Here is a 19,502-nt window from a genome sequence, read left to right as displayed (position 1 = left end):
CTTCCAGCCCCCGGCATCGCTCAACGGTTGCGGGAGATCCAGACGGTGATGTCGGCGTGCACCACTTCGAGCCCGTGGGCATCGGTGACGGATACGGGTACGACCAGATCGAACCCGTCTTGGATGGACTCGTCGATCGCATCGAAGTCGGGGAGGTCTGCCAACTGTGCGACAGCGGTCAACGACGTGGTGGCTTTTGCCAGGTAGCGGACGTTCATCTCCTTGGGAATCCAGCGATGGGTCGTCGGTACCGTCGCCTCGGCGAGCATTCCCATGGCAGCTTCGGCGAGATTGCATGCGGCGATGGCATGGAAGGTCCCGAGGTGGTTTCGGATTCCCCACCATTTCGGAGCCGTCACGGTGCATTTGCCCGGTGCCATCGAGCGCACGCGGGGGAGAACCGAGCCGAAATATGGCACGCGTACACACATCGCGAGCGAGAACACAGCCGATCCCACAGTGTTCTGAGGGAGCCGTAACCAGGCGCGATAGGTGGGTCCGGTGGTGGGTAGCGTCGCTTCCATGGATCTACCTTACTGCTGGGTAAGTTCGACCGCGAAGCTGATCGTGAGTGTGCACGAGACCTGATTTGTGCTCGAGCCATGTCTGCGGCATACTGGTCGGGTTGCCTGGACACGGGACGCGGTCTTTCGCGACTGCACCTGGGTGAGTTCCAAGCAGTTGGATCAAGTGTTACGAAAATGCAGCACGAAGAACCAGCACTCCGAGTGAGTGCGTCCGGTTCTGCAGCTTCGAAAGCGAAGACCTCAGGGTTGGAGACGACGGAGCAACGGTCGAAGTGTCAGTAGAAATGCGACACGCCCGACCGCGTGGACCGGAGAACCATGACAGATGAACAGCGGCAACGGATCGGGTAACGCCTGATCGCCAACGTTCGGTTCGTCGTGTGAGCACGAAGGCAGTTCGAGTTCGACGGCTTCCGAGTCGGCCGGACTCGGGGACTGTGCATACGAGGTGGAGCAGGCCGAACGGCCGGTTCTACGACAAGCGGCAAGAAAAGGACACTAAGCGTGGCGGGACAAAAGATCCGCATCAGGCTCAAGGCCTACGACCATGAGGCGATCGATGCGTCAGCACGCAAGATCGTCGAGACGGTCACCCGTACGGGTGCCCGCGTCGTCGGACCGGTGCCGTTGCCGACCGAAAAGAACGTGTACTGCGTCATCCGTTCGCCCCACAAGTACAAGGATTCGCGCGAACACTTCGAGATGCGCACTCACAAGCGGCTCATTGACATCCTCGACCCGACGCCGAAGACGGTCGACGCGCTCATGCGCATCGATTTGCCTGCCAGTGTCGATGTCAACATCCAGTGAGCGCGGAGACAACGATGACTGATAACAAGAATCGGCCTGCAACAGGAATTCTGGGCACCAAGCTCGGAATGACCCAGGTCTTCGACGAGAACAATCGCGTCGTTCCAGTGACCGTGATCAAGGCAGGCCCCAATGTGGTCACCCAGATCCGCACCATGGAACGCGACGGCTACAGCGCCGTCCAGGTCGCATTCGGTGCGATCGACCCGCGCAAGGTCAACAAGCCGATCACCGGCCAGTTCGAAAAGGCAGGCGTCACGCCCCGTCGTCACGTCGTGGAGTTCCGCGTCGCCGATGCCTCCAAGTTCGAGGTAGGCCAGGAGCTCACCGCTGCAGTGTTCGAGGACGGCGCATACGTCGACGTCACCGGCACCAGCAAGGGCAAGGGCTTCGCCGGAACCATGAAGCGTCACGGCTTCAAGGGTCAGGGAGCCAGCCACGGTACACAGGCTGTGCACCGTCGCCCAGGATCTATCGGTGGCTGCGCCACTCCGGGTCGCGTATTCAAGGGAATGCGTATGTCCGGACGTATGGGCGGCGATCGCGTAACCACGCAGAACCTCTCGGTCCACAAGGTGGACAGCGAGAACGGGCTTCTGCTGATCAAGGGAGCAATCCCGGGCCGTCGCGGCAACGTCGTGATCGTCAAGTCTGCATTGAAGGGTGGTGCACGGGCATGACCAGCCTCGACAAGAAGACCGAAACCAACCTGACGCTGAACGTCAAGGAGCTCGGCGGCAAGACCAACGGAACCGTTGATCTGCCTGCCGCGATCTTCGACGCGCCTGCCAACATCGCGCTCCTGCATCAGGTCGTCGTTGCGCAGCTCGCAGCAGCTCGTCAGGGAACCCACTCCACGAAGACTCGTGGCGAGGTTCGCGGTGGCGGCAAGAAGCCATACCGTCAGAAGGGAACCGGTCGCGCCCGTCAGGGTTCGACACGTGCACCTCAGTTCGTCGGCGGTGGCACGGTCCACGGTCCGAAGCCACGTGACTACAGCCAGCGCACACCCAAGAAGATGAAGGCTGCCGCTCTGCGCGGTGCCCTCTCCGATCGGGCTCGCAGCGAGCGCATTCACGTCATCACCGAACTGGTTGCAGGGCAGGTTCCTTCCACAAAGGGTGCCATGGCGTTCCTCGCCGAGATCTCGGACCGTAAAAAGGTCCTGCTCGTCGTCGGCCGTGAAGACACCGCAGCGTGGAAGAGCGTCCAGAACCTGGACGGCGTGCATCCCATCGCACCCGACCAGCTCAACACGTACGACGTGCTCGAAGCTGATGACGTCATCTTCAGCGTGGAAGCGCTGAATACGTTCATCGCAGGTCCTGCGAAGAACGAGGAGGATAGCAAGTGACCACCATCGCCGATCCCCGCGACATCTTGCTGGCGCCGGTCATCTCCGAGAAGTCCTATGGGCTGATCGAAGAAGGAACGTACACCTTCCTGGTGCACCCGGACTCGAACAAGACGCAGATCAAGATCGCCGTCGAGAAGATTTTCGACGTCACCGTGACCAGCGTCAATACGATGAACCGTCAGGGCAAGCGCAAGCGGACCCGATTCGGTTACGGCAAGCGCAAGGACACCAAGCGCGCGCTCGTAACGCTCTCCGCCGACAGCAAGCCCATCGAGATCTTCGGAGGTCCGGTCGCGTAAGCGACTGGGACTCTTCGGATATAGAGGACGAGAAGACTCATGGCAATCCGTAAGTACAAGCCGACCACTCCGGGCCGTCGTGGTTCGAGCGTCTCCGATTTCGCGGAGATCACTCGCAGCACACCCGAGAAGTCGCTGGTTCGCCCCCTGCACGGTCGCGGTGGACGTAACGCACACGGTCGTATCACCACCCGGCACAAGGGTGGCGGACACAAGCGCGCGTACCGTCTGATCGATTTCCGTCGCAACGACAAAGACGGCGTGCCGGCCAAGGTCGCTCACATCGAGTACGACCCGAACCGCACTGCCAACATCGCATTGCTGCACTTCGCAGACGGCGAGAAGCGATACATCGTTGCACCCAAGGGCATCGCCCAGGGGTCACCGATCGAATCGGGCGCCAACGCCGACATCAAGCCGGGCAACAACCTGCCTTTGCGCAACATCCCGACAGGTACGACCATTCACGCGGTCGAGCTTCGTCCGGGCGGCGGCGCGAAGATGGCACGCTCTGCCGGCTCGAGCATTCAGCTCCTCGGCAAGGAAGGCGCCTACGCCACGTTGCGTATGCCTTCCGGTGAAATCCGTCGCGTCGACGTGCGCTGCCGCGCAACTGTCGGCGAGGTCGGCAACGCCGAGCAGTCGAACATCAACTGGGGCAAGGCCGGCCGCATGCGTTGGAAGGGCAAGCGCCCCTCCGTCCGTGGTGTCGTCATGAACCCGGTCGACCACCCGCACGGTGGTGGTGAGGGTAAGACCTCCGGTGGCCGCCACCCGGTCAGCCCGTGGGGACAGGCCGAAGGCCGTACCCGCAGTAGGAAGAAGGCGAGCGACAAGCTCATCGTCCGTCGTCGCCGTACCGGCAAGAACAAGCGCTAGGAGGGAGTTCAGAATGCCACGCAGCCTGAAGAAAGGCCCGTTCGTAGACGATCACCTCCTCGCGAAGGTCGACGTCCAGAACGATAAGGGAACCAAGCAGGTCATCAAGACCTGGTCCCGCCGCTCGACAATTCTCCCCGACTTCATCGGACACACGTTCGCGGTGCACGACGGCCGCAAGCACGTGCCGGTGTTCGTATCCGACTCGATGGTCGGACACAAGCTCGGAGAGTTCGCACCGACCCGCACGTTCAAGGGTCATATCAAGGACGACCGGAAGGCGAAGAGGCGATGAGTAAGACCGAAACCGCCAATCCGACTGCCAACCCGACCGCAAAGGCAATCGCGAAGCATGTTCGCGTGACGCCGATGAAGGCTCGTCGTGTCGTGGACATGGTTCGCGGGCGCTCCGTCGAGGACGCGCTCAACATCCTGAAGTTCGCGCCACAGGCAGCCAGCGAGCCGGTCGCCAAGGTGATCGCTTCAGCAGCGGCAAACGCAGAGAACAACCTCGATCTCGATCCCAGCACGCTGATCGTGGCGACTGCATTCGTGGACGAGGGTGCAACCCTCAAGCGATTCCAGCCGCGCGCTCAGGGCCGGGCATTCCGGATCCGCAAGCGCACGAGTCACATCACGGTGATCGTCGAGAGCCTGCCCAAGACCGGCGGAACGAGTCGTAACCGTCGTAAGGGCCAGGCGTCCAAGGAAGGGGCTCAGTAGTGGGTCAGAAAATCAACCCGCACGGCTTCCGCTTGGGTATCACCACTGACTGGAAGTCGCGTTGGTACGCAGACAAGCAGTACTCGGAGTACGTCAAGGAAGACGTCGCCATCCGCAAGCTTCTTGCCACCGGCATGGAGCGCGCGGGTATCGCGAAGGTCGAAATCGAGCGCACCCGTGATCGTGTCCGCGTGGATATCCACACGGCACGTCCGGGAATCGTCATCGGCCGTCGTGGCGCCGAGGCGGACCGCATCCGCGGAGCACTCGAGAAGCTGACCGGCAAGCAGGTTCAGCTCAACATCCTCGAGGTCAAGAACGCCGAGTCCGAGGCACAGCTCGTGGCACAGGGTGTTGCCGAGCAGCTCAGCAACCGCGTCGCTTTCCGTCGCGCAATGCGTAAGGCCATCCAGTCGGCCATGCGTCAGCCGAACGTCAAGGGCATCCGCGTCCAGTGCTCCGGCCGTCTCGGCGGCGCCGAGATGTCCCGGTCGGAGTTCTACCGCGAAGGCCGTGTGCCGCTGCACACTCTTCGTGCGGATATCGACTACGGGCTGTACGAGGCCAAGACCACCTTCGGCCGTATCGGCGTGAAGGTCTGGATCTACAAGGGCGACATCGTCGGTGGCAAGCGCGAGCTCGCTGCTGCGGCTCCAGCTGCCGGCGGACCCGAGCGCCCGCGTCGCGAACGTCCGTCACGTCCGCGTCGCTCCGGTGCCTCGGGCACCACCGCGACCAGCACTGAGGCCGGTCGCGCAGCATCCGCCGAGGCTCCGGCCTCGTCCGAGCCGAAACAGGAGGGCTGACGATGTTGATCCCACGGCGGGTCAAACACCGCAAGCAGCACCACCCGCGACGTTCGGGTGCCGCCAAGGGCGGAACCGCTGTGACGTTCGGTGACTACGGCATTCAGGCTCTCGAGCCCGCCTACATCACGAACCGTCAGATCGAGGCTGCTCGTATCGCTATCACTCGCCACATCAAGCGTGGTGGCAAGGTCTGGATCAACATCTTCCCGGACCGGCCCCTCACCAAGAAGCCTGCCGAGACCCGCATGGGTTCCGGTAAGGGTTCACCCGAGTGGTGGATTGCGAACGTCAAGCCGGGCCGCGTGCTCTTCGAGCTCTCGTACCCGGACGACACCGTTGCGCGTGAGGCACTTACTCGCGCCATCCACAAGCTGCCTATCAAGGCACGCATTATCACCCGGGAGGAGCAGTTCTGATGGCTACCGGAACCCCAGCCGCAGAGCTCCGTGAGCTCACCGGTGAAGAATTGGTCAACAAGCTGCGCGAGTCGAAGGAAGAACTCTTCAACCTTCGCTTCCAGATGGCGACCGGACAGTTGGACAACAACCGTCGCCTGCGCGTAGTACGCCACGAGATTGCTCGTATCTACACGGTGCTGCGTGAGCGCGAGCTCGGTCTGGCCACCGGTCCTGCCGAGGACACTGCAGGTGACGCGGCATGAGCGAGGAAAAGACAGTGACTGAAACACGCAACAACCGCAAGATTCGGATCGGCTATGTCGTCTCCGACAAGATGGAGAAGACGATCGTGGTCGAGCTCGAAGACAGGGTCAAGCACCCTCTCTACAGCAAGATCATCCGTCGCACCACGAAGGTCAAGGCTCATGACGAGAACGGTGTCGCCGGTGTAGGCGACCGCGTTCAGCTCATGGAGACCCGCCCGCTGTCCGCCACGAAGCACTGGCGTCTGGTAGAGGTTCTCGAAAAGGCCAAGTAAGCAGCAGTAAACAGCAAAGCCCCCGTTCGCTATCGCGGACGGGGGCTTTGCTGTGTTCAGGCAAGCACTCTGGATTCACGGTAGGCCGAGCACAGCTGCGCTGTTGTCTTCATGGGCGGACGTTTCCAGTGCAACCAGTCCGGTTAACTCATCCTCGCGCCAATCGGATGACCTCTTCTTCGGTCGGTGGACTCTTCGGGTGATACGACAGGCAGAGCCTGGTTTTGGTGCGTACGAACGCTGACTCCTCGACCGCTGCGTAGAACTCGCCGGCGGGGAGCTTACCGATGTCGGGGATTGTTCCGCCCTTGACCCGCGCAACTTCCTTGGCAGCCTCGATTTGCACCGGTGCGTTGAGTCGACCGTAGAACTGAGTGCCACAGTTTCCTGGGATCTTGTTGTTGAGACCCTTCGGTGCCTGTGTCGCGAAGACCATCCCCAATCCGTACTTCCTGGCCTGCGACACGAGCGCAAGAGTGCTGTGGAGGCAGATCGTCGTTCTATCCGATGGGGCGAAGTTCTGAGCCTCGTCGAGCACGAACAGCCCCCCGAGGGGTCGATCGCCGGCCGGATTCTTCTTGATCCATGCGAACAGTGCCATCTGAAGCTGATTGACGAAGTTCTCTTTTTGCGATGCCGTCGTCAGCCCCGACATGTTGATGACCGAGATTCGTGCGCCCTTACCTGCGCTGGGAGTCAGCAGCATCCCTGGATCTGCCGATGATCCCGCACCGCCGAACAGGGGATCGGTAGTCGTGGACGCTTTCAAGTTCTCTGCGAGGTCGGCAGCGATTTTCACACCGTTCTTGAGGGTGCTGGCGCCGTCCGGAAAGTTCTCGAGGAGGTCGATGAAATCGTCCAGACTTCCCTGCGAACGATGGCCGAAGTCGACCAGCGCTTGGCGAAGCACTGCCATCATCTGTCGACTCTTTGCCGTCCCGCCCACTGCCATTGCCTGCGGAGCCAACGAGGACAAGGCACTCTCCACCGCGGAATCGAATTCGTCTGGATCGTCGATGACCTCCGCGAAATTCGGCAAAGGCTGAAAGCTCAATGCTCGACCGGCACTACGACGAGGTGTCCACACGACTACCTCGCTGTGGGAGAAATAGTCCGAGGCCTTGGCTTCGTCGTCGCCCGTCCAGTTGCGAGTACCACTGGGCCACTCGACGCCCAGCCTCGACAGGTCGTTGTTGGGATCGAGCACGATTGCCGAGACACCTTTGAGAGCGCACTCCTCGAGAAGGCGACGGATGAGAACCGTCTTGCCGGACCCGGAGCCGGCGAAGATAGCGGTGTGCTTACGGAGTGTCTCCAGTTCGACACTGACCTCGGGTCCACCTTCTGTCGGTGTACCCAGCGGAATCGCCGTGTCCGAGAGCGGTTGTGCTGGTGGTCCGGGCTCGGCTGGTGCCGGTGCCGGTGCTTGTTCTCCGGTTCGCGCGTCGGTGACAGGAAACAGGCCGGGGTCGGTAGCCGGTGGGCGAACGACGGTATTCGCTCCCGGTGCTTCGGCGAGAACCGGTGTCGTCGGAAGTACGTCGCGGAACAGGGCGATCTCGTGAGCGGGCTGCCTTGCAACCAGCCACGCCTGCAGGTTCTCGTCGTTCTCGGCGGCGAGGGTTTTCAACGCGGACAGTGCGAGGACATCGCTTTCGGTGAAGGAGACGACGATCCCGCCTGCATCTTCGAATGCTTGCACCGTCTTGGCGGTCTTGGGCCCACTCGGCCAGGGCGCAGACCGAAGGATAACTAGACGTCGTTTGTCGGTTCCCTGCGTCAATCCAGCAGCAGTACAGGCCTTTTGGATCCTGTTCTGTACGGAAATCGGATGGGTGGCAGCAATCGCGCGAAATCCCCAGTGTTCTTGGTCGTCCGTGACGTCGTCCAGGATTCGCCGTATCCGCCCGTGAAGTGACGGTTTGCGCCCGGGTTCGGCGTCGCGCGTGAATTTGTACTCTACGGTGCCGGTTTCGGTGATCCAGGCATCGAGTCCAGCACCGAGTAATGAGGGCACTGTGTCGTCCTCATCGTCGGCGTCCAACGCAGAGAGATCGGCCACGGCAAGCAGTTCCGCGAATCGGGCATCGAGTTTTGCGAAATTGCCGGGGGGAGGGGGGATCGTTGCCTCCGGCGGAACGAGTGGGCTCAGGGTCTTAAGTTCGGTGATGTCGTTGTTGCGTAGGCAAATTTGGATGTGATCGTCCACGCTGCGCAGCAGGGTGCGCGGATTGTAGAGATTTACATCGTCGAATGCTTCGGGCGCAATGGGCCACGTCGGATGTGGGGGAGTGAATCCGGCTTCGTCGTATCGGGCTGCGAAGCGTTTGACGACGATTTCGACGCCGATCTCTCTCGTCGGAATCTGATGCAGCGACTCGGCTACGTGGAAGCGGTCTTTCACTGACTCGACCGTGTTGTCGGCGATGAAAGTCCACGCACTGGGTAGTAGTGAAATGACCGCTACGGTACGAACGAGGTTCTGCCGCAGTCCCATCAGGCCGTGAGCGATATTGTCGAGCTGGGTGCCCTGTTCGGCCGTGAACGCTCCTTTCGGATCGCTCTGCATGCGCGATTGAGCTATGAGGGTGTCAATTTGATCGACAGCAACGACAGTGGGTGCGCTCAGCGAAAGCAGCCACGAAATATCGACGGCCACTTGTTGTGAGGTCAGCACGGCATTGGGGAGACCCCAATAAGTCCGCTGCTCGTGGTCGAGTGCATCGTTCGACCGCAGGAACGCGTCGCCCAGATCCTGTAGGTCGAAGTCAGCGCTCGCTGCCAACACCAGTGCCCGCAGTGTGTGACGTGCTTGTTTGAGGTCCGGGTACTTGCGACGCAGTCGATCGATGAACTGCGATATCAAATCGGGGCTGACGGTGCGCTCGCCCTGCAGCGCCCGGCATTCCATGCGACCGAGTCCGACGTCGGTTCCGAGATCCCAGAGAAGCTTCTCGAGTTGGCTGTCGAAACCCGGTGTCGGTCTTTCGATGTCGGTGAGTATTCCGTGGAGCACCGAGTCCCAGAAAACTTTCTCGTCGAGCAATTCGATCAAGAAGAAGTAACCGCCGGCGTTTTGAACTTTTTCACGAACCTGGCCCAACATATGAGTTTTTCCCGAACCTGCGGCGCCCTGGATCACCACTCCCAGCGGTTTCGAGGTCGGGCGCTTGTCAGCTTCGTCGAACGACCGCATGACGCTGCTCAGTGAGTTCTCGTTCATGCCACCGACGTGAAGTTCGTTGGTGCGCCAGACGTCGTCGGGGGTGGGGGCCCAGGTCAACTGAACGGAGGAGAGCGCTGCGTACTGCTCGGCGTCCATGGTCATCAGCGGTCGATCCTCATCATGTGACGCGTTTGGCCGCCGATGCGGAGTGCTGCGGCGCGGTCGGGATCGGTCAAGGTCGCCTGGTTGGCCTCGGGGATCAGGTTGATCTCTTGAGCGCGATAGAGCGAACTCAGAGCGGCGTCCAGCACCGATGGGTCCATGGTCCGCAGGGCCTCGCGAAGTCGCGTCAGCGAGACCCATGCTCGCGGCTCACTGGCAAGGCGGTGGTAACTGTCGCGAACCAGGCTTTCGGGGTCGGAGTCGACAGCATTCTCCGCACTATTCTCGACGACGGGACCGATGACGGCGTGCTTCTGGCTCGTGTCCATTGTTACGGGCAGAAACACCTCATTGGGTTCGATCCCGACGCGATCGAAGTATCGGCGCATCGCGCGGAGCAGGGTGTACAAAGTCTTGCCGCCACTGCGGCTCGCCTGTGACGGGGCGGGAGCCCCGAACTCCTGGCTTCCGCGGGCCCATCCCTTGTCGGTGAGGTCGACAACAATTCCGCGGCCGACCTTCTCGACCCCGATCAGTTCGGCCCCGAGCAGCTTGTCTCGCGACTTAGCGCTCAGTTCGGAGCCGAGGACCCTCAACTCTGTGAGCTTCAGTGGTCGAGATTCCGCCATCAGTACGAGCAGTGTGGTCCGTTCGACGAATGTCAGCTCGGTTGTCACTGGTGTGATCCTTCTTTCGTGGCGGTAAGTGCATTCGAAGCGGAGTTCCGGATGAGGCGGTGTCGGTACAGCGCAGCCTGTATCTCGTGGACAACCTGCCATACGTCTGCATGCACACGCTCGTTGGGAATACGCAGAATCTCGAAGCCCACGCCACGAAGAATTTCGTCACGCTTGTCGTCTTTGGCTCTACTCCAGACGGACCGATGTTCGTGACCGTCCAACTCGACGGCGAACAAGTCTTCGAGCCACACAATGTCGAGAAAGTACTTCTGCGCGATCTCGTTGTACTGGAAAGGGTGATTGAGTCGCCGATTCGTGGCCCACGAATGCTTGGAAAGCTCTCGATCGACGCTTTTCTCCACGTCGCTGCCCGGGTGAGGCCTTCCAGCGACGGCCCAATACTCGACCGTGGGCCTCGTTCGAGAGCGCTGGCCGGTGTCGTCCACGTCGAGTAGTTCTCGTGGCAACGACACGAACACGCTGGACAGGCGGTCGACGGTAGGCACTGGATTGTCGACGAGCCATACGGCGAACCCGCGGGCGGCCAGCCACTCCGACGCAGCCGCGAAGGCATGCTGCTGCATCGGTGAAAGCTTGTCCGAATCCACCAGAAGCGCGACCTGTTCACGTTGCCAACTGGCGCCGAGGATGCCGGCCAAACCTTCCGCCACCTCGGCGTCGGAGAACGGACGTCCCGTTGCATTGTTGCCAAGGGATCGTTCGGCGAGATCCGCCAGAAACGGGCCGTAGTGATCGCTGTTCGAGGCTAGGTGACGTGCATGGATCCGAACCGCTGTGAAATCCAGCGAGCTGCGACCGGTGATCGACGATGCGTCAGGCAACCATGCAGGAAACAGTTCGATCGCGATCACAGTCAAGGCCGAGAGCACCTGCTCGATCACAGCGGACTGACGATCCCTCGGCTCGACATGAACTCGAATCAAGGCGGGAGCCGTGTCCGACAGATCCTCGAGTGCGACGGCGATCGCATCTCCGGGTGCGCCCACGAGGCAGACGGCTCGATCGAGGGGGAGACACCAAGTGTCGACGTGCCCAGTCGTCATGCCACAGTTACCGGTTCGCTCCCGCGATGCGCATACACATCGCGAAACCATACCGGTGGTCCGTTTCTCTTCGCGCAACGAGTCGCCACTTTCGGACTCACCGATTTGGACTCTTTCGGCTGCTTCCCCTACACTTGACCGGTTGCCTGGGGCAGCGGTGTGTCTTCGTGCCACTGCCGCCCTTGCAGCCGACCGCGCGCGTCGGGACGGAAATCCGCCGCGTAAGCAAATCCAGGTCTAGGAGAAGTTAGTGATTCAGCAGGAGTCGCGAGTACGCGTCGCTGACAACACGGGCGCGAAGGAAATCCTTTGCATCCGCGTTCTCGGTGGCTCGTCACGTCGCTACGCCGGAATCGGCGACATCATCGTAGCTACGGTGAAAGATGCCATTCCCGGTGGAAACATCAAAAAGGGCGAGATCGTCAAGGCCGTCATCGTCCGCACCGTCAAGGAGCGTCGCCGTCCGGATGGCTCGTACATCCGTTTCGACGAGAACGCTGCCGTGCTGATCAAGCCGGACAACGATCCTCGTGGAACCCGCATCTTCGGCCCAGTCGGCCGCGAGCTGCGTGAGAAGAAGTTCATGAAGATCGTTTCGCTCGCCCCGGAGGTGCTGTAAATGAAGGTGCACAAGGGCGACACCGTTCTCGTGATCGCAGGCAAAGACAAGGGTGCGAAGGGCAAGGTCATTCAGTCCTACCCGGACAATGACAAGGTTCTCGTCGAGGGCGTCAACCGCATCAAGAAGCACACTGCGGTCTCTTCCAATCAGCGTGGCGCGTCTTCGGGCGGCATCGTCACGCAGGAAGCCCCGATCCACGTATCGAACGTTGCAGTAGTCGATTCGGACGGAAACCCGACGCGTGTGGGTTACCGGACCGACGAGGAGACCGGCAAGCGCGTTCGGATTTCCCGGAAAAACGGGAAGGACATCTGAGATGACTACCACTGAGAACACCGCGGGCGTACAGCCTCGCCTCAAGGCGCGCTACCGCGCCGAGATCAAAGACGCCCTGAACACCGAGTTTGCATACGAGAACGTCATGCAGATCCCCGGTGTCGTCAAGGTCGTCGTCAACATGGGTGTCGGCGACGCCGCCCGTGACGCCAAGCTGATCAACGGTGCAGTTGCCGACCTCGCAGCGATCACCGGTCAGAAGCCGGAGATCCGCAAGGCTCGCAAGTCCATCGCTCAGTTCAAGCTCCGCGAAGGCATGCCCATCGGCGCCCGCGTCACACTTCGTGGCGACCGCATGTGGGAATTCCTGGACCGGCTGACCTCCATTGCCCTTCCCCGAATCAGGGACTTCCGCGGCCTCTCCGGCACGCAGTTCGACGGCAACGGAAACTACACGTTCGGCCTCAACGAGCAGTCGATGTTCCATGAGATCGACGTGGACCAGATCGATCGTCCGCGCGGCATGGACATCACCGTGGTGACCACCGCAACCAACAACGAAGAAGGCCGTGCGTTGCTCAAGCACCTCGGCTTCCCGTTCAAGGAGAACTGAGTCCATGGCGAAGAAGGCATTGGTCAACAAGGCCAACAAGAAGCCGAAGTTCGCGGTGCAAGGTTACACACGTTGCAACCGCTGCGGCCGTCCCCGCGCAGTATTCCGCAAGTTCGGCCTGTGCCGAATCTGTGTTCGCGAGATGGCACACGCTGGAGAACTTCCCGGCGTCCGCAAGAGCTCCTGGTGATCTGAGGCCCTCGGGCCTCATCGCACCACGCTGACGAGCGTGGGTCCCTGAACTGGGACCCACGCTCGTTTTGTTGTATGTGAATCCGGCCACGACCGTACTGACGCCTCCGGCCATGACCGTACTGACGCCTCCGGCCATGACCGTACTGACGCCTCCGGCCATGACCGTACTGACGCCTCCGGCTCAGACCGTACTGACGCCTTCGGCTCCGGCGAAGAGGCCGCATGGGACCGATGAACTTGCCGTGCCTTCCGGATCGATCTCGCCCGGTGTCCTCGAGTCCCGTACCACGACCGATTTTGAGAATGGCGACCGGTTCCCTACACTAGAGCGGTTGCCCGGGCTTCGTCGTGCCTGCACGCGAGTTCTTGCAATATCGAACGCAAACCTCGAGTTCTCCTACACGGAAGCTCGTGACACCTGGCAGTGCAGCGATGCATTGCCAGGAGCGCAACCCCTGACCGGCAACAGTCGGTCAGGACATGTTCACTTCGCTGTAGGCCCACGATGTGACGAGTCAGGCCCTGTACGGGGCACCAGCTCGCGCGTGCTGCATGGGAACCGCTACGAGAAAGGTGCACAGGTCACACCATGACGATGACCGATCCAATTGCAGACTTCTTGACCCGTCTGCGCAACGCCAATTCGGCGTACCACGACGAGGTGAAGCTTCCCCACTCGAAGTTGAAGGCGAATATCGCCGACATCCTCAAGCGCGAGGGCTACATCGCAGATTTCCGCACCGAGGACGCCGAGGTGGGCAAGACCCTCATCGTCGACCTCAAATACGGACCCAGCCGCGAGCGCAGCCTCGCAGGCATCCGTCGTATCTCGAAGCCCGGTCTTCGCGTATACGCAAAATCCACCAATCTGCCCAAGGTTCTCGGCGGCCTGGGCGTGGCGATCATCTCCACGTCCACAGGCTTGCTCACGGAGCGTCAGGCGGCCAAGCAGGGTGTGGGCGGAGAAGTCCTCGCCTACGTCTGGTAGGGGAGGCCACCACCATGTCACGTATTGGAAAATTGCCGGTCACGGTCCCCGCGGGCGTTGACATCACGATCGACGGGCAGAACATCGCGGTCAAGGGCCCCAAGGGTGCCCTCGAGTTGACGATCGCCGAACCCATTCAAATTGCTCGGTCGGAAGATGGCACTCTCGCTGTCACCCGTCCGGACGACGATCGTCGTAGTCGCTCGCTGCATGGCCTCTCGCGCACGCTAGTCGCAAACCTCATCACCGGTGTCACCAACGGTTACACCACCAAGATGGAGATCCACGGCGTCGGTTACCGCGTTGTGGTGAAGGGCAAGGACCTCGAGTTCGCGCTCGGTTACAGCCACCCCGTGCTGATCGAAGCACCTGAGGGCATCACGTTCACGGTCGAGTCGCCTACGCGATTCACCATCATCGGCATCGATAAGCAGAAGGTCGGCCAGATCGCGGCCAACGTCCGTCGTCTGCGGCGCCCCGACCCGTACAAGGGTAAGGGCATCCGCTACGAGGGTGAAGTTATCCGCCGCAAGGTCGGGAAGACGGGTAAGTGATATGAGCCAGCAAACAGCAGACAAAGCGAACGTCGTGAAGCGCACTCCGCGCGGCACGGACGTGTCGACGAAGCGTCGCCTGTCGAAGGCACGCCGTCATTTCCGCCTTCGGAAGAAGATCTCCGGAACGCCCGAGCGTCCCCGCTTGGTCGTCAACCGTTCTTCGCGTCACATTCACGTCCAGCTGGTCGACGATCTTGCGGGCCGTACGCTCGCGAGCGCCTCGAGCATCGAAGCCGACGTGCGTGCACTCGATGGCGACAAGAAGGCCGTCAGCGCCAAGGTGGGCGAGCTCATCGCCAGCCGTGCGAAGGCTGCTGGAATCGACGCTGTCGTATTCGACCGCGGCGGAAACAGCTACAGCGGCCGCATCGCGGCTCTGGCAGAAGCAGCTCGCGAAGGCGGGTTGACGTTCTGATGATGACAATGACCGAAAACGGAAGGACAGCCTGATGCCGGGACGTCAACGGCGTGACGGCGGAAGCGGCCCCGCCGGACAGAACAGTGGCCCGAACGCAGCCGGCGGTGACAACAGCCAGCGCGGTGACAATCGCGGTGGTCGTGACCGTCGCGACAACTCGCGTGGCGGAAACGCTGCCGACAAGTCGAACTTCATCGAGCGCGTGGTTGCCATCAACCGCGTCTCCAAGGTGGTCAAGGGTGGTCGTCGCTTCAGCTTCACCGCCCTCGTCATCGTCGGAGACGGCAACGGTTTGGTCGGCGTCGGCTACGGCAAGGCCAAGGAAGTTCCTGCAGCAATCCAGAAGGGTGTCGAGGAAGCTCGCAAGAGTTTCTTCCGCGTTCCTATGATCGCTGGCACCATCACGCACCCGATCCAGGGTGAAGCGGCAGCAGGCGTCGTCATGTTGCGTCCGGCCAGCCCCGGTACCGGCGTCATCGCCGGTGGTGCTGTCCGTGCCGTGCTGGAGTGCGCTGGGATCCGCGACGTGCTGTCGAAGTCGCTCGGTAGCGACAACGCCATCAACGTCGTGCATGCCACCGTCGCAGCACTCAAGGGTCTGCAGCGTCCCGAGGAAGTCGCGGCTCGCCGCGGTCTGACCCTCGAAGAGGTTGCACCCGCCGGAATGCTGCGTGCACGTGCACAGGCAGGAGCGGTCAAGTAATGGCTCAGCTCAAGGTGACCCAGATCAGAAGCACCATCGGCCAGCGCGGAACACAGCGTGACACCTTGCGGACTCTCGGACTCAAAGGCATTCGCCAGACGGTCCTCCGCGAGGACAACTCGCAAAATCGCGGTCTGGTCAACAAGGTGCGCCACCTCGTAACAGTTGAGGAGGTCTAACCATGACCATCAAACTCCATCATCTGCGCCCAGCGCCCGGATCCAAGTCGACGAAGATTCGCGTCGGCCGTGGTGAAGGTGGCAAGCGCGGTAAGACCGCAGGTCGCGGTACCAAGGGAACCGGCGCTCGCAAGAACGTGCCGGCACGCTTCGAGGGTGGGCAGATGCCTCTCCAGATGCGGCTTCCGAAGCTCAAGGGGTTCACCAACCCCAACCGCGTCGTGTTTCAGGTTGTGAACCTTCGCGACATCGAGCGGCTCTTCCCCGAAGGTGGCCAGGTCAGCCTTGCTGACTTGATCGCCAAGGGTGCAGTCCGCAAGAACGAGCCCGTCAAGGTGCTCGGCGACGGCAAGATATCGGTCAAGGTCGATATCTCCGCCAACAAGTTCACTGGTTCGGCCAAGGAAAAGATCGCCGCAGCCGGCGGTTCTGTAACCGAGGTCTAGCCACATTCGACTTTGGTCGAGTGAGCTCATCGTGTGTCGATGGCCGCAGCGACAAGCCTTAACGGGCCAACGCTGCGGCCATCGCTGCCTCACCGGCATCTCTACATAGTCCGGCCGGGTAGGGCGGCGACTGACCGACAGGTCGACTGCTGCACACTGTTAGAGTTCTAGAGTTCACGCAAGTGCTTTTCCATGCGGACGATACATATTGTTCGCAGTCCATGGTCGAGTGTCGCCGAGGCCGGTAACGGCTCCGCAGACACCGACCACCAACGCAGTCGTGCCAGGAGGATCTTTGCTTTCCGCCTTCGTGTCGGCCCTCAGGACTCCTGACCTGAGACGGAAGATCCTTTTCACCCTCGGGTTGGTTGCCCTGTATCGCTTCGGCGCTACGCTCCCATCCCCAGGCGTGGATTACGCCAACGTCAAGGCGTGCATCGATGAGGTATCAGGCGGCGATCAAGCCGGTATCTACTCGCTGATCAACCTGTTCTCCGGTGGCGCGCTGCTACAGCTGTCCGTGTTTGCGATCGGCATCATGCCGTACATCACGGCGAGCATCATCGTGCAGTTGTTGACCGTCGTCATCCCCAAGTTCGAGGAACTCCGCAAGGAAGGCCAGTCGGGCCAGGCGAAGATGACCCAGTACACGCGTTACCTGTCGATCGCTTTGGCGATTCTGCAGGCGACCGGTCTGGTGGCACTCGCGTCCCGCGGCCAACTACTCCAGGGCTGTCAACAGGACATCATTGCCGACCAAAGCATTTTCGGTCTGATCATCATCGTCCTCGTCATGACCGCAGGTGCTGCAGTGGTGATGTGGTTCGGCGAGGTCATCACCGAGCGCGGAGTCGGAAACGGCATGTCGCTCCTGATCTTCGCAGGCATCGCCTCGCGCATCCCGTCCGAAGGCAAGTCCATCCTGGACAGCCGCGGAGGGCTCGTATTCGGTCTGGTGTGCGTTGCAGCACTACTCATCATCGCCGGCGTTGTGTTCGTCGAGCAGGGGCAGCGTCGAATTCCGGTCCAATACGCCAAGCGGATGGTCGGCCGAAAGATGTACGGCGGATCATCGACATATCTTCCGCTGAAGGTCAACCAGGCCGGTGTCATCCCGGTGATCTTCGCGTCCTCGCTGCTGTACCTGCCCAACCTGATCGCACAGCTCACCTCCGCCAGTACAGCGACGGACCCGAGCTGGTGGCAGCGAATCATCAACGAGTACCTGGTAAACCCGGCTAATCCGGTTTACATTGCCATCTACTTCGGACTCATCGTCTTCTTCACTTACTTCTACGTCGCGATCACGTTCAACCCAGAGGAACGTGCCGATGAGATGAAGAAGTTCGGTGGTTTCATCCCGGGTATCCGACCGGGTAAGCCGACCGCCGACTACCTGAACTATGTGCTCAGCCGCATCACGTTGCCGGGCGCTATCTATCTGGGCACCATTGCCGTTCTGCCCAACCTGTTCCTCGACATCGGGAGCTCCGGCGGCGCACAAAACCTGCCGTTCGGTGGCACCGCTGTGCTGATCATGGTCAGCGTCGGCCTCGATACCGTGAAGCAGATCGAAAGTCAGCTGATGCAGCGCAACTACGAAGGGTTCCTCAAGTGAGACTTGTTCTTCTTGGTCCTCCCGGTGCCGGCAAGGGCACCCAAGCCGAGATCCTGTCCGAGAAGCTGGGTGTACCGCACATCTCGACCGGCGATCTCTTTCGCGCGAACATCGGCGAGAAGACCGCCCTCGGCATCGAGGCGAAGAAATACCTCGATGCCGGAGATCTCGTACCGAGCGAACTGACCGTCGACATGGTTCGTAGCCGCTTGGCGGAACCGGACGCCGTCAACGGCTTTCTCCTCGACGGATTTCCGCGCTCGGTGGGTCAAGCAGAGTCGCTCGTGACCATCCTTGCCGATATGGGTGCGAAGCTCGATGGTGTGTTGTCGTTCATCGTCGACGAAGACGTCGTGGTCGCTCGCATGCTCTCCCGTGGGCGCGCCGACGACAAAGAGGACGTCATCCGCAACCGGCTCAAGGTCTACCGCGATGAGACGGCGCCGCTGCTCGACTACTACAAGGACCGGATCCTCACCGTCGATGCAATTGGTGAGGTCGAAGAAGTCAGCGCTCGCGCGTTGAAGGCGATCGAGGATCTCGACAACTGATGGCTTTCGGTCGTAAACGTAAGGTAGTTCCGTTCCGCAGCGCGGGCGAGTTGGACGCCATGGCTGCAGCAGGCGCGATCGTCGGTTCAGCGTTGGTAGCCGTGCGGAATGCGGCCAAGCCGGGAGTGTCGACCCTCGAATTGGACAAGGTGGCCGAGGCTGTCATTCGTGACGCCGGTGCGGTCCCTTCCTTCCTGGGGTATCACGGGTTTACCGGAAGTATCTGCTCGTCCGTCAACGACCGAGTTGTGCACGGAATCCCGTCGGCCGAGGAGATCCTCGTCGTCGGAGATCTGGTCTCGATCGACTGCGGTGCAGTTCTCGATGGTTGGCACGGCGACTCGGCGTGGACGTTCGGAATCGGAGACCTCATCGAGGCCGACGCTTTGCTCAGCGAAGCGACGCGGCTGTCGATGGAAGCTGGAATCGCAGCGATGCTCCCAGGAAATCGGCTCACCGACATTTCGCACGCTATCGAAAACGGAACACGCGCGGCGGAAAAGGCTCACGGTCGCGCTTACGGAATTGTCGACGGTTACGGCGGTCACGGCATCGGACGTGAAATGCACATGGACCCGTTCCTTGCGAACGAGGGCGCTCCGGGCAAGGGGCCTGAACTGGTCGTGGGATCGACGTTGGCAATCGAGCCGATGCTCACACTCGGTACCTACGAGACCGAGATCCTGTCCGATGAGTGGACCGTGGTGACAACTGACGGCTCGCGGGCGGCGCATTGGGAGCACACCGTTGCGGTCACGGACGACGGTCCCCGGATCCTGACTCTGCGCCCCTGAATTGCTTCGGCCGCCGCGTAGCAGTGTGTCCGTGAGCGTTTGCCGACCTGATCTCGGGTGACAGGCGTCTCATTTCTGTGCTGCTTCGGGTGCGGCGCATCAAGGCCAATTCGGACGAATCTCCGCCTCT

28 protein-coding genes are annotated in these 19,502 nt (G+C 61.3%); 24 read left to right on the top strand and 4 right to left on the bottom strand.

The annotated features are described in order from the left end of the window. Window positions 1-20: 20 nt before the first annotated feature. Window positions 21-524, bottom strand: a complete 504-nt coding sequence (locus tag H2510_RS04400) for a hotdog fold domain-containing protein (RefSeq protein WP_186627027.1) — start codon at window positions 522-524, stop codon at window positions 21-23. 507 nt (window positions 525-1,031) lie between these two features. Here H2510_RS04400 and rpsJ point away from each other — a divergent pair. Genes rpsJ through rpsQ form a run of 11 tightly spaced genes read left to right on the top strand, consistent with a single transcriptional unit; the run spans window position 1,032 to window position 6,340 of the window. Further along, the gene (gene rpsJ, locus H2510_RS04395; RefSeq protein ID WP_003938093.1) at window positions 1,032-1,337 is read left to right on the top strand and encodes a 30S ribosomal protein S10; all 306 of its coding nucleotides are present in this window, start codon (window positions 1,032-1,034) and stop codon (window positions 1,335-1,337) included. 14 nt (window positions 1,338-1,351) lie between these two features. Continuing rightward, window positions 1,352-2,017 (top strand): 50S ribosomal protein L3, encoded by a 666-nt coding sequence (gene rplC / locus H2510_RS04390; RefSeq protein WP_088943058.1) that lies wholly within the window; start codon window positions 1,352-1,354, stop codon window positions 2,015-2,017. Further along, window positions 2,014-2,691 carry a 50S ribosomal protein L4 gene (gene rplD / locus H2510_RS04385; protein WP_186627026.1) on the top strand — a complete coding sequence of 226 codons (678 nt, stop codon included), beginning with the start codon at window positions 2,014-2,016 and terminating at the stop codon, window positions 2,689-2,691. The genes rplC and rplD overlap by 4 nt, the downstream gene beginning before the upstream one ends. Beyond that, entirely contained in the window at window positions 2,688-2,993 is a 306-nt protein-coding gene (rplW, locus tag H2510_RS04380) for a 50S ribosomal protein L23 (RefSeq protein ID WP_027496310.1), read from the top strand. Before rplD ends, rplW begins: the two co-directional genes overlap by 4 nt. 39 nt (window positions 2,994-3,032) lie before the next feature. Next, window positions 3,033-3,872, top strand: a complete 840-nt coding sequence (gene rplB, locus H2510_RS04375) for a 50S ribosomal protein L2 (protein ID WP_084348486.1) — start codon at window positions 3,033-3,035, stop codon at window positions 3,870-3,872. Window positions 3,873-3,885: 13 nt separating this feature from the next. Continuing rightward, window positions 3,886-4,167: a 30S ribosomal protein S19 gene (gene rpsS, locus H2510_RS04370; RefSeq protein ID WP_008718309.1), complete on the top strand. Its 282-nt coding sequence runs from the start codon at window positions 3,886-3,888 to the stop codon at window positions 4,165-4,167. Further along, the gene (rplV, locus tag H2510_RS04365) at window positions 4,164-4,595 is read left to right on the top strand and encodes a 50S ribosomal protein L22 (RefSeq protein WP_084348485.1); all 432 of its coding nucleotides are present in this window, start codon (window positions 4,164-4,166) and stop codon (window positions 4,593-4,595) included. The genes rpsS and rplV overlap by 4 nt, the downstream gene beginning before the upstream one ends. Beyond that, complete coding sequence (gene rpsC / locus H2510_RS04360; protein ID WP_088943003.1) at window positions 4,595-5,401, top strand: 30S ribosomal protein S3; 807 nt, start codon at window positions 4,595-4,597, stop codon at window positions 5,399-5,401. Before rplV ends, rpsC begins: the two co-directional genes overlap by 1 nt. Before the next feature lie 2 nt (window positions 5,402-5,403). Further along, window positions 5,404-5,820 (top strand): 50S ribosomal protein L16, encoded by a 417-nt coding sequence (gene rplP, locus H2510_RS04355; protein WP_084348483.1) that lies wholly within the window; start codon window positions 5,404-5,406, stop codon window positions 5,818-5,820. Then, window positions 5,820-6,065 carry a 50S ribosomal protein L29 gene (gene rpmC / locus H2510_RS04350; protein WP_072806568.1) on the top strand — a complete coding sequence of 82 codons (246 nt, stop codon included), beginning with the start codon at window positions 5,820-5,822 and terminating at the stop codon, window positions 6,063-6,065. The genes rplP and rpmC overlap by 1 nt, the downstream gene beginning before the upstream one ends. Next, window positions 6,062-6,340: a 30S ribosomal protein S17 gene (gene rpsQ / locus H2510_RS04345; RefSeq protein ID WP_084348482.1), complete on the top strand. Its 279-nt coding sequence runs from the start codon at window positions 6,062-6,064 to the stop codon at window positions 6,338-6,340. The genes rpmC and rpsQ overlap by 4 nt, the downstream gene beginning before the upstream one ends. A 148-nt stretch (window positions 6,341-6,488) precedes the next feature. On the opposite strand, the gene H2510_RS04340 is transcribed toward rpsQ, so the two are convergent. The 3 genes from H2510_RS04340 to H2510_RS21050 are packed head-to-tail and all read right to left on the bottom strand — an operon-like array spanning window position 6,489 to window position 11,355. Beyond that, entirely contained in the window at window positions 6,489-9,668 is a 3,180-nt protein-coding gene (locus tag H2510_RS04340; protein WP_186627025.1) for a helicase HerA domain-containing protein, read from the bottom strand. Next, window positions 9,668-10,345: a hypothetical protein gene (locus tag H2510_RS04335; protein WP_186627024.1), complete on the bottom strand. Its 678-nt coding sequence runs from the start codon at window positions 10,343-10,345 to the stop codon at window positions 9,668-9,670. The genes H2510_RS04340 and H2510_RS04335 overlap by 1 nt, the downstream gene beginning before the upstream one ends. Then, the gene (locus tag H2510_RS21050; protein WP_186627023.1) at window positions 10,342-11,355 is read right to left on the bottom strand and encodes a DUF559 domain-containing protein; all 1,014 of its coding nucleotides are present in this window, start codon (window positions 11,353-11,355) and stop codon (window positions 10,342-10,344) included. The genes H2510_RS04335 and H2510_RS21050 overlap by 4 nt, the downstream gene beginning before the upstream one ends. A 307-nt stretch (window positions 11,356-11,662) precedes the next feature. On the opposite strand from H2510_RS21050, the gene rplN reads away from it, so the two are divergent. The 13 genes from rplN (at window position 11,663) to map (ending at window position 19,372) form a co-directional block, all read left to right on the top strand. Beyond that, complete coding sequence (gene rplN / locus H2510_RS04325) at window positions 11,663-12,031, top strand: 50S ribosomal protein L14 (protein ID WP_084348479.1); 369 nt, start codon at window positions 11,663-11,665, stop codon at window positions 12,029-12,031. Next, entirely contained in the window at window positions 12,032-12,349 is a 318-nt protein-coding gene (gene rplX / locus H2510_RS04320; protein ID WP_084348478.1) for a 50S ribosomal protein L24, read from the top strand. It abuts the gene before it with no gap. Window position 12,350: 1 nt separating this feature from the next. Continuing rightward, complete coding sequence (rplE, locus tag H2510_RS04315) at window positions 12,351-12,923, top strand: 50S ribosomal protein L5 (protein ID WP_084348477.1); 573 nt, start codon at window positions 12,351-12,353, stop codon at window positions 12,921-12,923. Window positions 12,924-12,927: 4 nt separating this feature from the next. Then, the gene (locus H2510_RS04310) at window positions 12,928-13,113 is read left to right on the top strand and encodes a type Z 30S ribosomal protein S14 (protein WP_084348476.1); all 186 of its coding nucleotides are present in this window, start codon (window positions 12,928-12,930) and stop codon (window positions 13,111-13,113) included. Between the two features lie 594 nt (window positions 13,114-13,707). Beyond that, a complete protein-coding gene (gene rpsH, locus H2510_RS04305; RefSeq protein WP_084348475.1) occupies window positions 13,708-14,106 on the top strand; it encodes a 30S ribosomal protein S8 in 399 nt (132 codons plus the stop codon). A gap of 14 nt (window positions 14,107-14,120) precedes the next feature. Continuing rightward, complete coding sequence (rplF, locus tag H2510_RS04300; protein WP_084348474.1) at window positions 14,121-14,660, top strand: 50S ribosomal protein L6; 540 nt, start codon at window positions 14,121-14,123, stop codon at window positions 14,658-14,660. 1 nt (window position 14,661) lies between these two features. Further along, window positions 14,662-15,078 carry a 50S ribosomal protein L18 gene (gene rplR, locus H2510_RS04295; protein WP_088943008.1) on the top strand — a complete coding sequence of 139 codons (417 nt, stop codon included), beginning with the start codon at window positions 14,662-14,664 and terminating at the stop codon, window positions 15,076-15,078. 34 nt (window positions 15,079-15,112) lie between these two features. Next, on the top strand, window positions 15,113-15,784 hold the full coding sequence (rpsE, locus tag H2510_RS04290; protein WP_088943009.1) for a 30S ribosomal protein S5: 672 nt from the start codon (window positions 15,113-15,115) through the stop codon (window positions 15,782-15,784). Further along, on the top strand, window positions 15,784-15,963 hold the full coding sequence (rpmD, locus tag H2510_RS04285) for a 50S ribosomal protein L30 (protein WP_186627022.1): 180 nt from the start codon (window positions 15,784-15,786) through the stop codon (window positions 15,961-15,963). The genes rpsE and rpmD overlap by 1 nt, the downstream gene beginning before the upstream one ends. Window positions 15,964-15,965: 2 nt before the next feature. Next, complete coding sequence (gene rplO, locus H2510_RS04280; RefSeq protein ID WP_084348470.1) at window positions 15,966-16,409, top strand: 50S ribosomal protein L15; 444 nt, start codon at window positions 15,966-15,968, stop codon at window positions 16,407-16,409. Window positions 16,410-16,704: 295 nt separating this feature from the next. Then, window positions 16,705-18,027, top strand: coding sequence for a preprotein translocase subunit SecY (secY, locus tag H2510_RS04275; RefSeq protein ID WP_186627185.1), 1,323 nt, complete (start codon window positions 16,705-16,707; stop codon window positions 18,025-18,027). Then, window positions 18,024-18,578 carry an adenylate kinase gene (locus H2510_RS04270; RefSeq protein WP_186627021.1) on the top strand — a complete coding sequence of 185 codons (555 nt, stop codon included), beginning with the start codon at window positions 18,024-18,026 and terminating at the stop codon, window positions 18,576-18,578. Before secY ends, H2510_RS04270 begins: the two co-directional genes overlap by 4 nt. Further along, entirely contained in the window at window positions 18,578-19,372 is a 795-nt protein-coding gene (map, locus tag H2510_RS04265) for a type I methionyl aminopeptidase (RefSeq protein ID WP_186627020.1), read from the top strand. The genes H2510_RS04270 and map overlap by 1 nt, the downstream gene beginning before the upstream one ends. Window positions 19,373-19,502 lie beyond the last annotated feature (130 nt).

Source organism: Rhodococcus sp. BP22 (assembly GCF_014281965.1).
Lineage (GTDB): Bacteria > Actinomycetota > Actinomycetes > Mycobacteriales > Mycobacteriaceae > Rhodococcoides.
This window is presented reverse-complemented; position numbering and strand designations above follow the sequence as displayed.

Excerpts from the sequence above, each read along its gene's own strand:
- H2510_RS04400 (WP_186627027.1), bottom strand. The coding sequence starts at position 524 with ATGGAAGCGACGCTACCCACCACCGGACCCACCTATCGCGCCTGGTTA.
- rplC (WP_088943058.1), top strand. The coding sequence starts at position 1,352 with ATGACTGATAACAAGAATCGGCCTGCAACAGGAATTCTGGGCACCAAG.
- rplD (WP_186627026.1), top strand. The coding sequence starts at position 2,014 with ATGACCAGCCTCGACAAGAAGACCGAAACCAACCTGACGCTGAACGTC.
- rplB (WP_084348486.1), top strand. The coding sequence starts at position 3,033 with ATGGCAATCCGTAAGTACAAGCCGACCACTCCGGGCCGTCGTGGTTCG.
- rpsS (WP_008718309.1), top strand. The coding sequence starts at position 3,886 with ATGCCACGCAGCCTGAAGAAAGGCCCGTTCGTAGACGATCACCTCCTC.
- rplV (WP_084348485.1), top strand. The coding sequence starts at position 4,164 with ATGAGTAAGACCGAAACCGCCAATCCGACTGCCAACCCGACCGCAAAG.
- rplP (WP_084348483.1), top strand. The coding sequence starts at position 5,404 with ATGTTGATCCCACGGCGGGTCAAACACCGCAAGCAGCACCACCCGCGA.
- rpmC (WP_072806568.1), top strand. The coding sequence starts at position 5,820 with ATGGCTACCGGAACCCCAGCCGCAGAGCTCCGTGAGCTCACCGGTGAA.
- rpsQ (WP_084348482.1), top strand. The coding sequence starts at position 6,062 with ATGAGCGAGGAAAAGACAGTGACTGAAACACGCAACAACCGCAAGATT.
- H2510_RS04340 (WP_186627025.1), bottom strand. The coding sequence starts at position 9,668 with ATGACCATGGACGCCGAGCAGTACGCAGCGCTCTCCTCCGTTCAGTTG.
- rplX (WP_084348478.1), top strand. The coding sequence starts at position 12,032 with ATGAAGGTGCACAAGGGCGACACCGTTCTCGTGATCGCAGGCAAAGAC.
- rplE (WP_084348477.1), top strand. The coding sequence starts at position 12,351 with ATGACTACCACTGAGAACACCGCGGGCGTACAGCCTCGCCTCAAGGCG.
- H2510_RS04310 (WP_084348476.1), top strand. The coding sequence starts at position 12,928 with ATGGCGAAGAAGGCATTGGTCAACAAGGCCAACAAGAAGCCGAAGTTC.
- rpsH (WP_084348475.1), top strand. The coding sequence starts at position 13,708 with ATGACGATGACCGATCCAATTGCAGACTTCTTGACCCGTCTGCGCAAC.
- rplF (WP_084348474.1), top strand. The coding sequence starts at position 14,121 with ATGTCACGTATTGGAAAATTGCCGGTCACGGTCCCCGCGGGCGTTGAC.
- rplR (WP_088943008.1), top strand. The coding sequence starts at position 14,662 with ATGAGCCAGCAAACAGCAGACAAAGCGAACGTCGTGAAGCGCACTCCG.
- rpsE (WP_088943009.1), top strand. The coding sequence starts at position 15,113 with ATGCCGGGACGTCAACGGCGTGACGGCGGAAGCGGCCCCGCCGGACAG.
- rpmD (WP_186627022.1), top strand. The coding sequence starts at position 15,784 with ATGGCTCAGCTCAAGGTGACCCAGATCAGAAGCACCATCGGCCAGCGC.
- rplO (WP_084348470.1), top strand. The coding sequence starts at position 15,966 with ATGACCATCAAACTCCATCATCTGCGCCCAGCGCCCGGATCCAAGTCG.
- map (WP_186627020.1), top strand. The coding sequence starts at position 18,578 with ATGGCTTTCGGTCGTAAACGTAAGGTAGTTCCGTTCCGCAGCGCGGGC.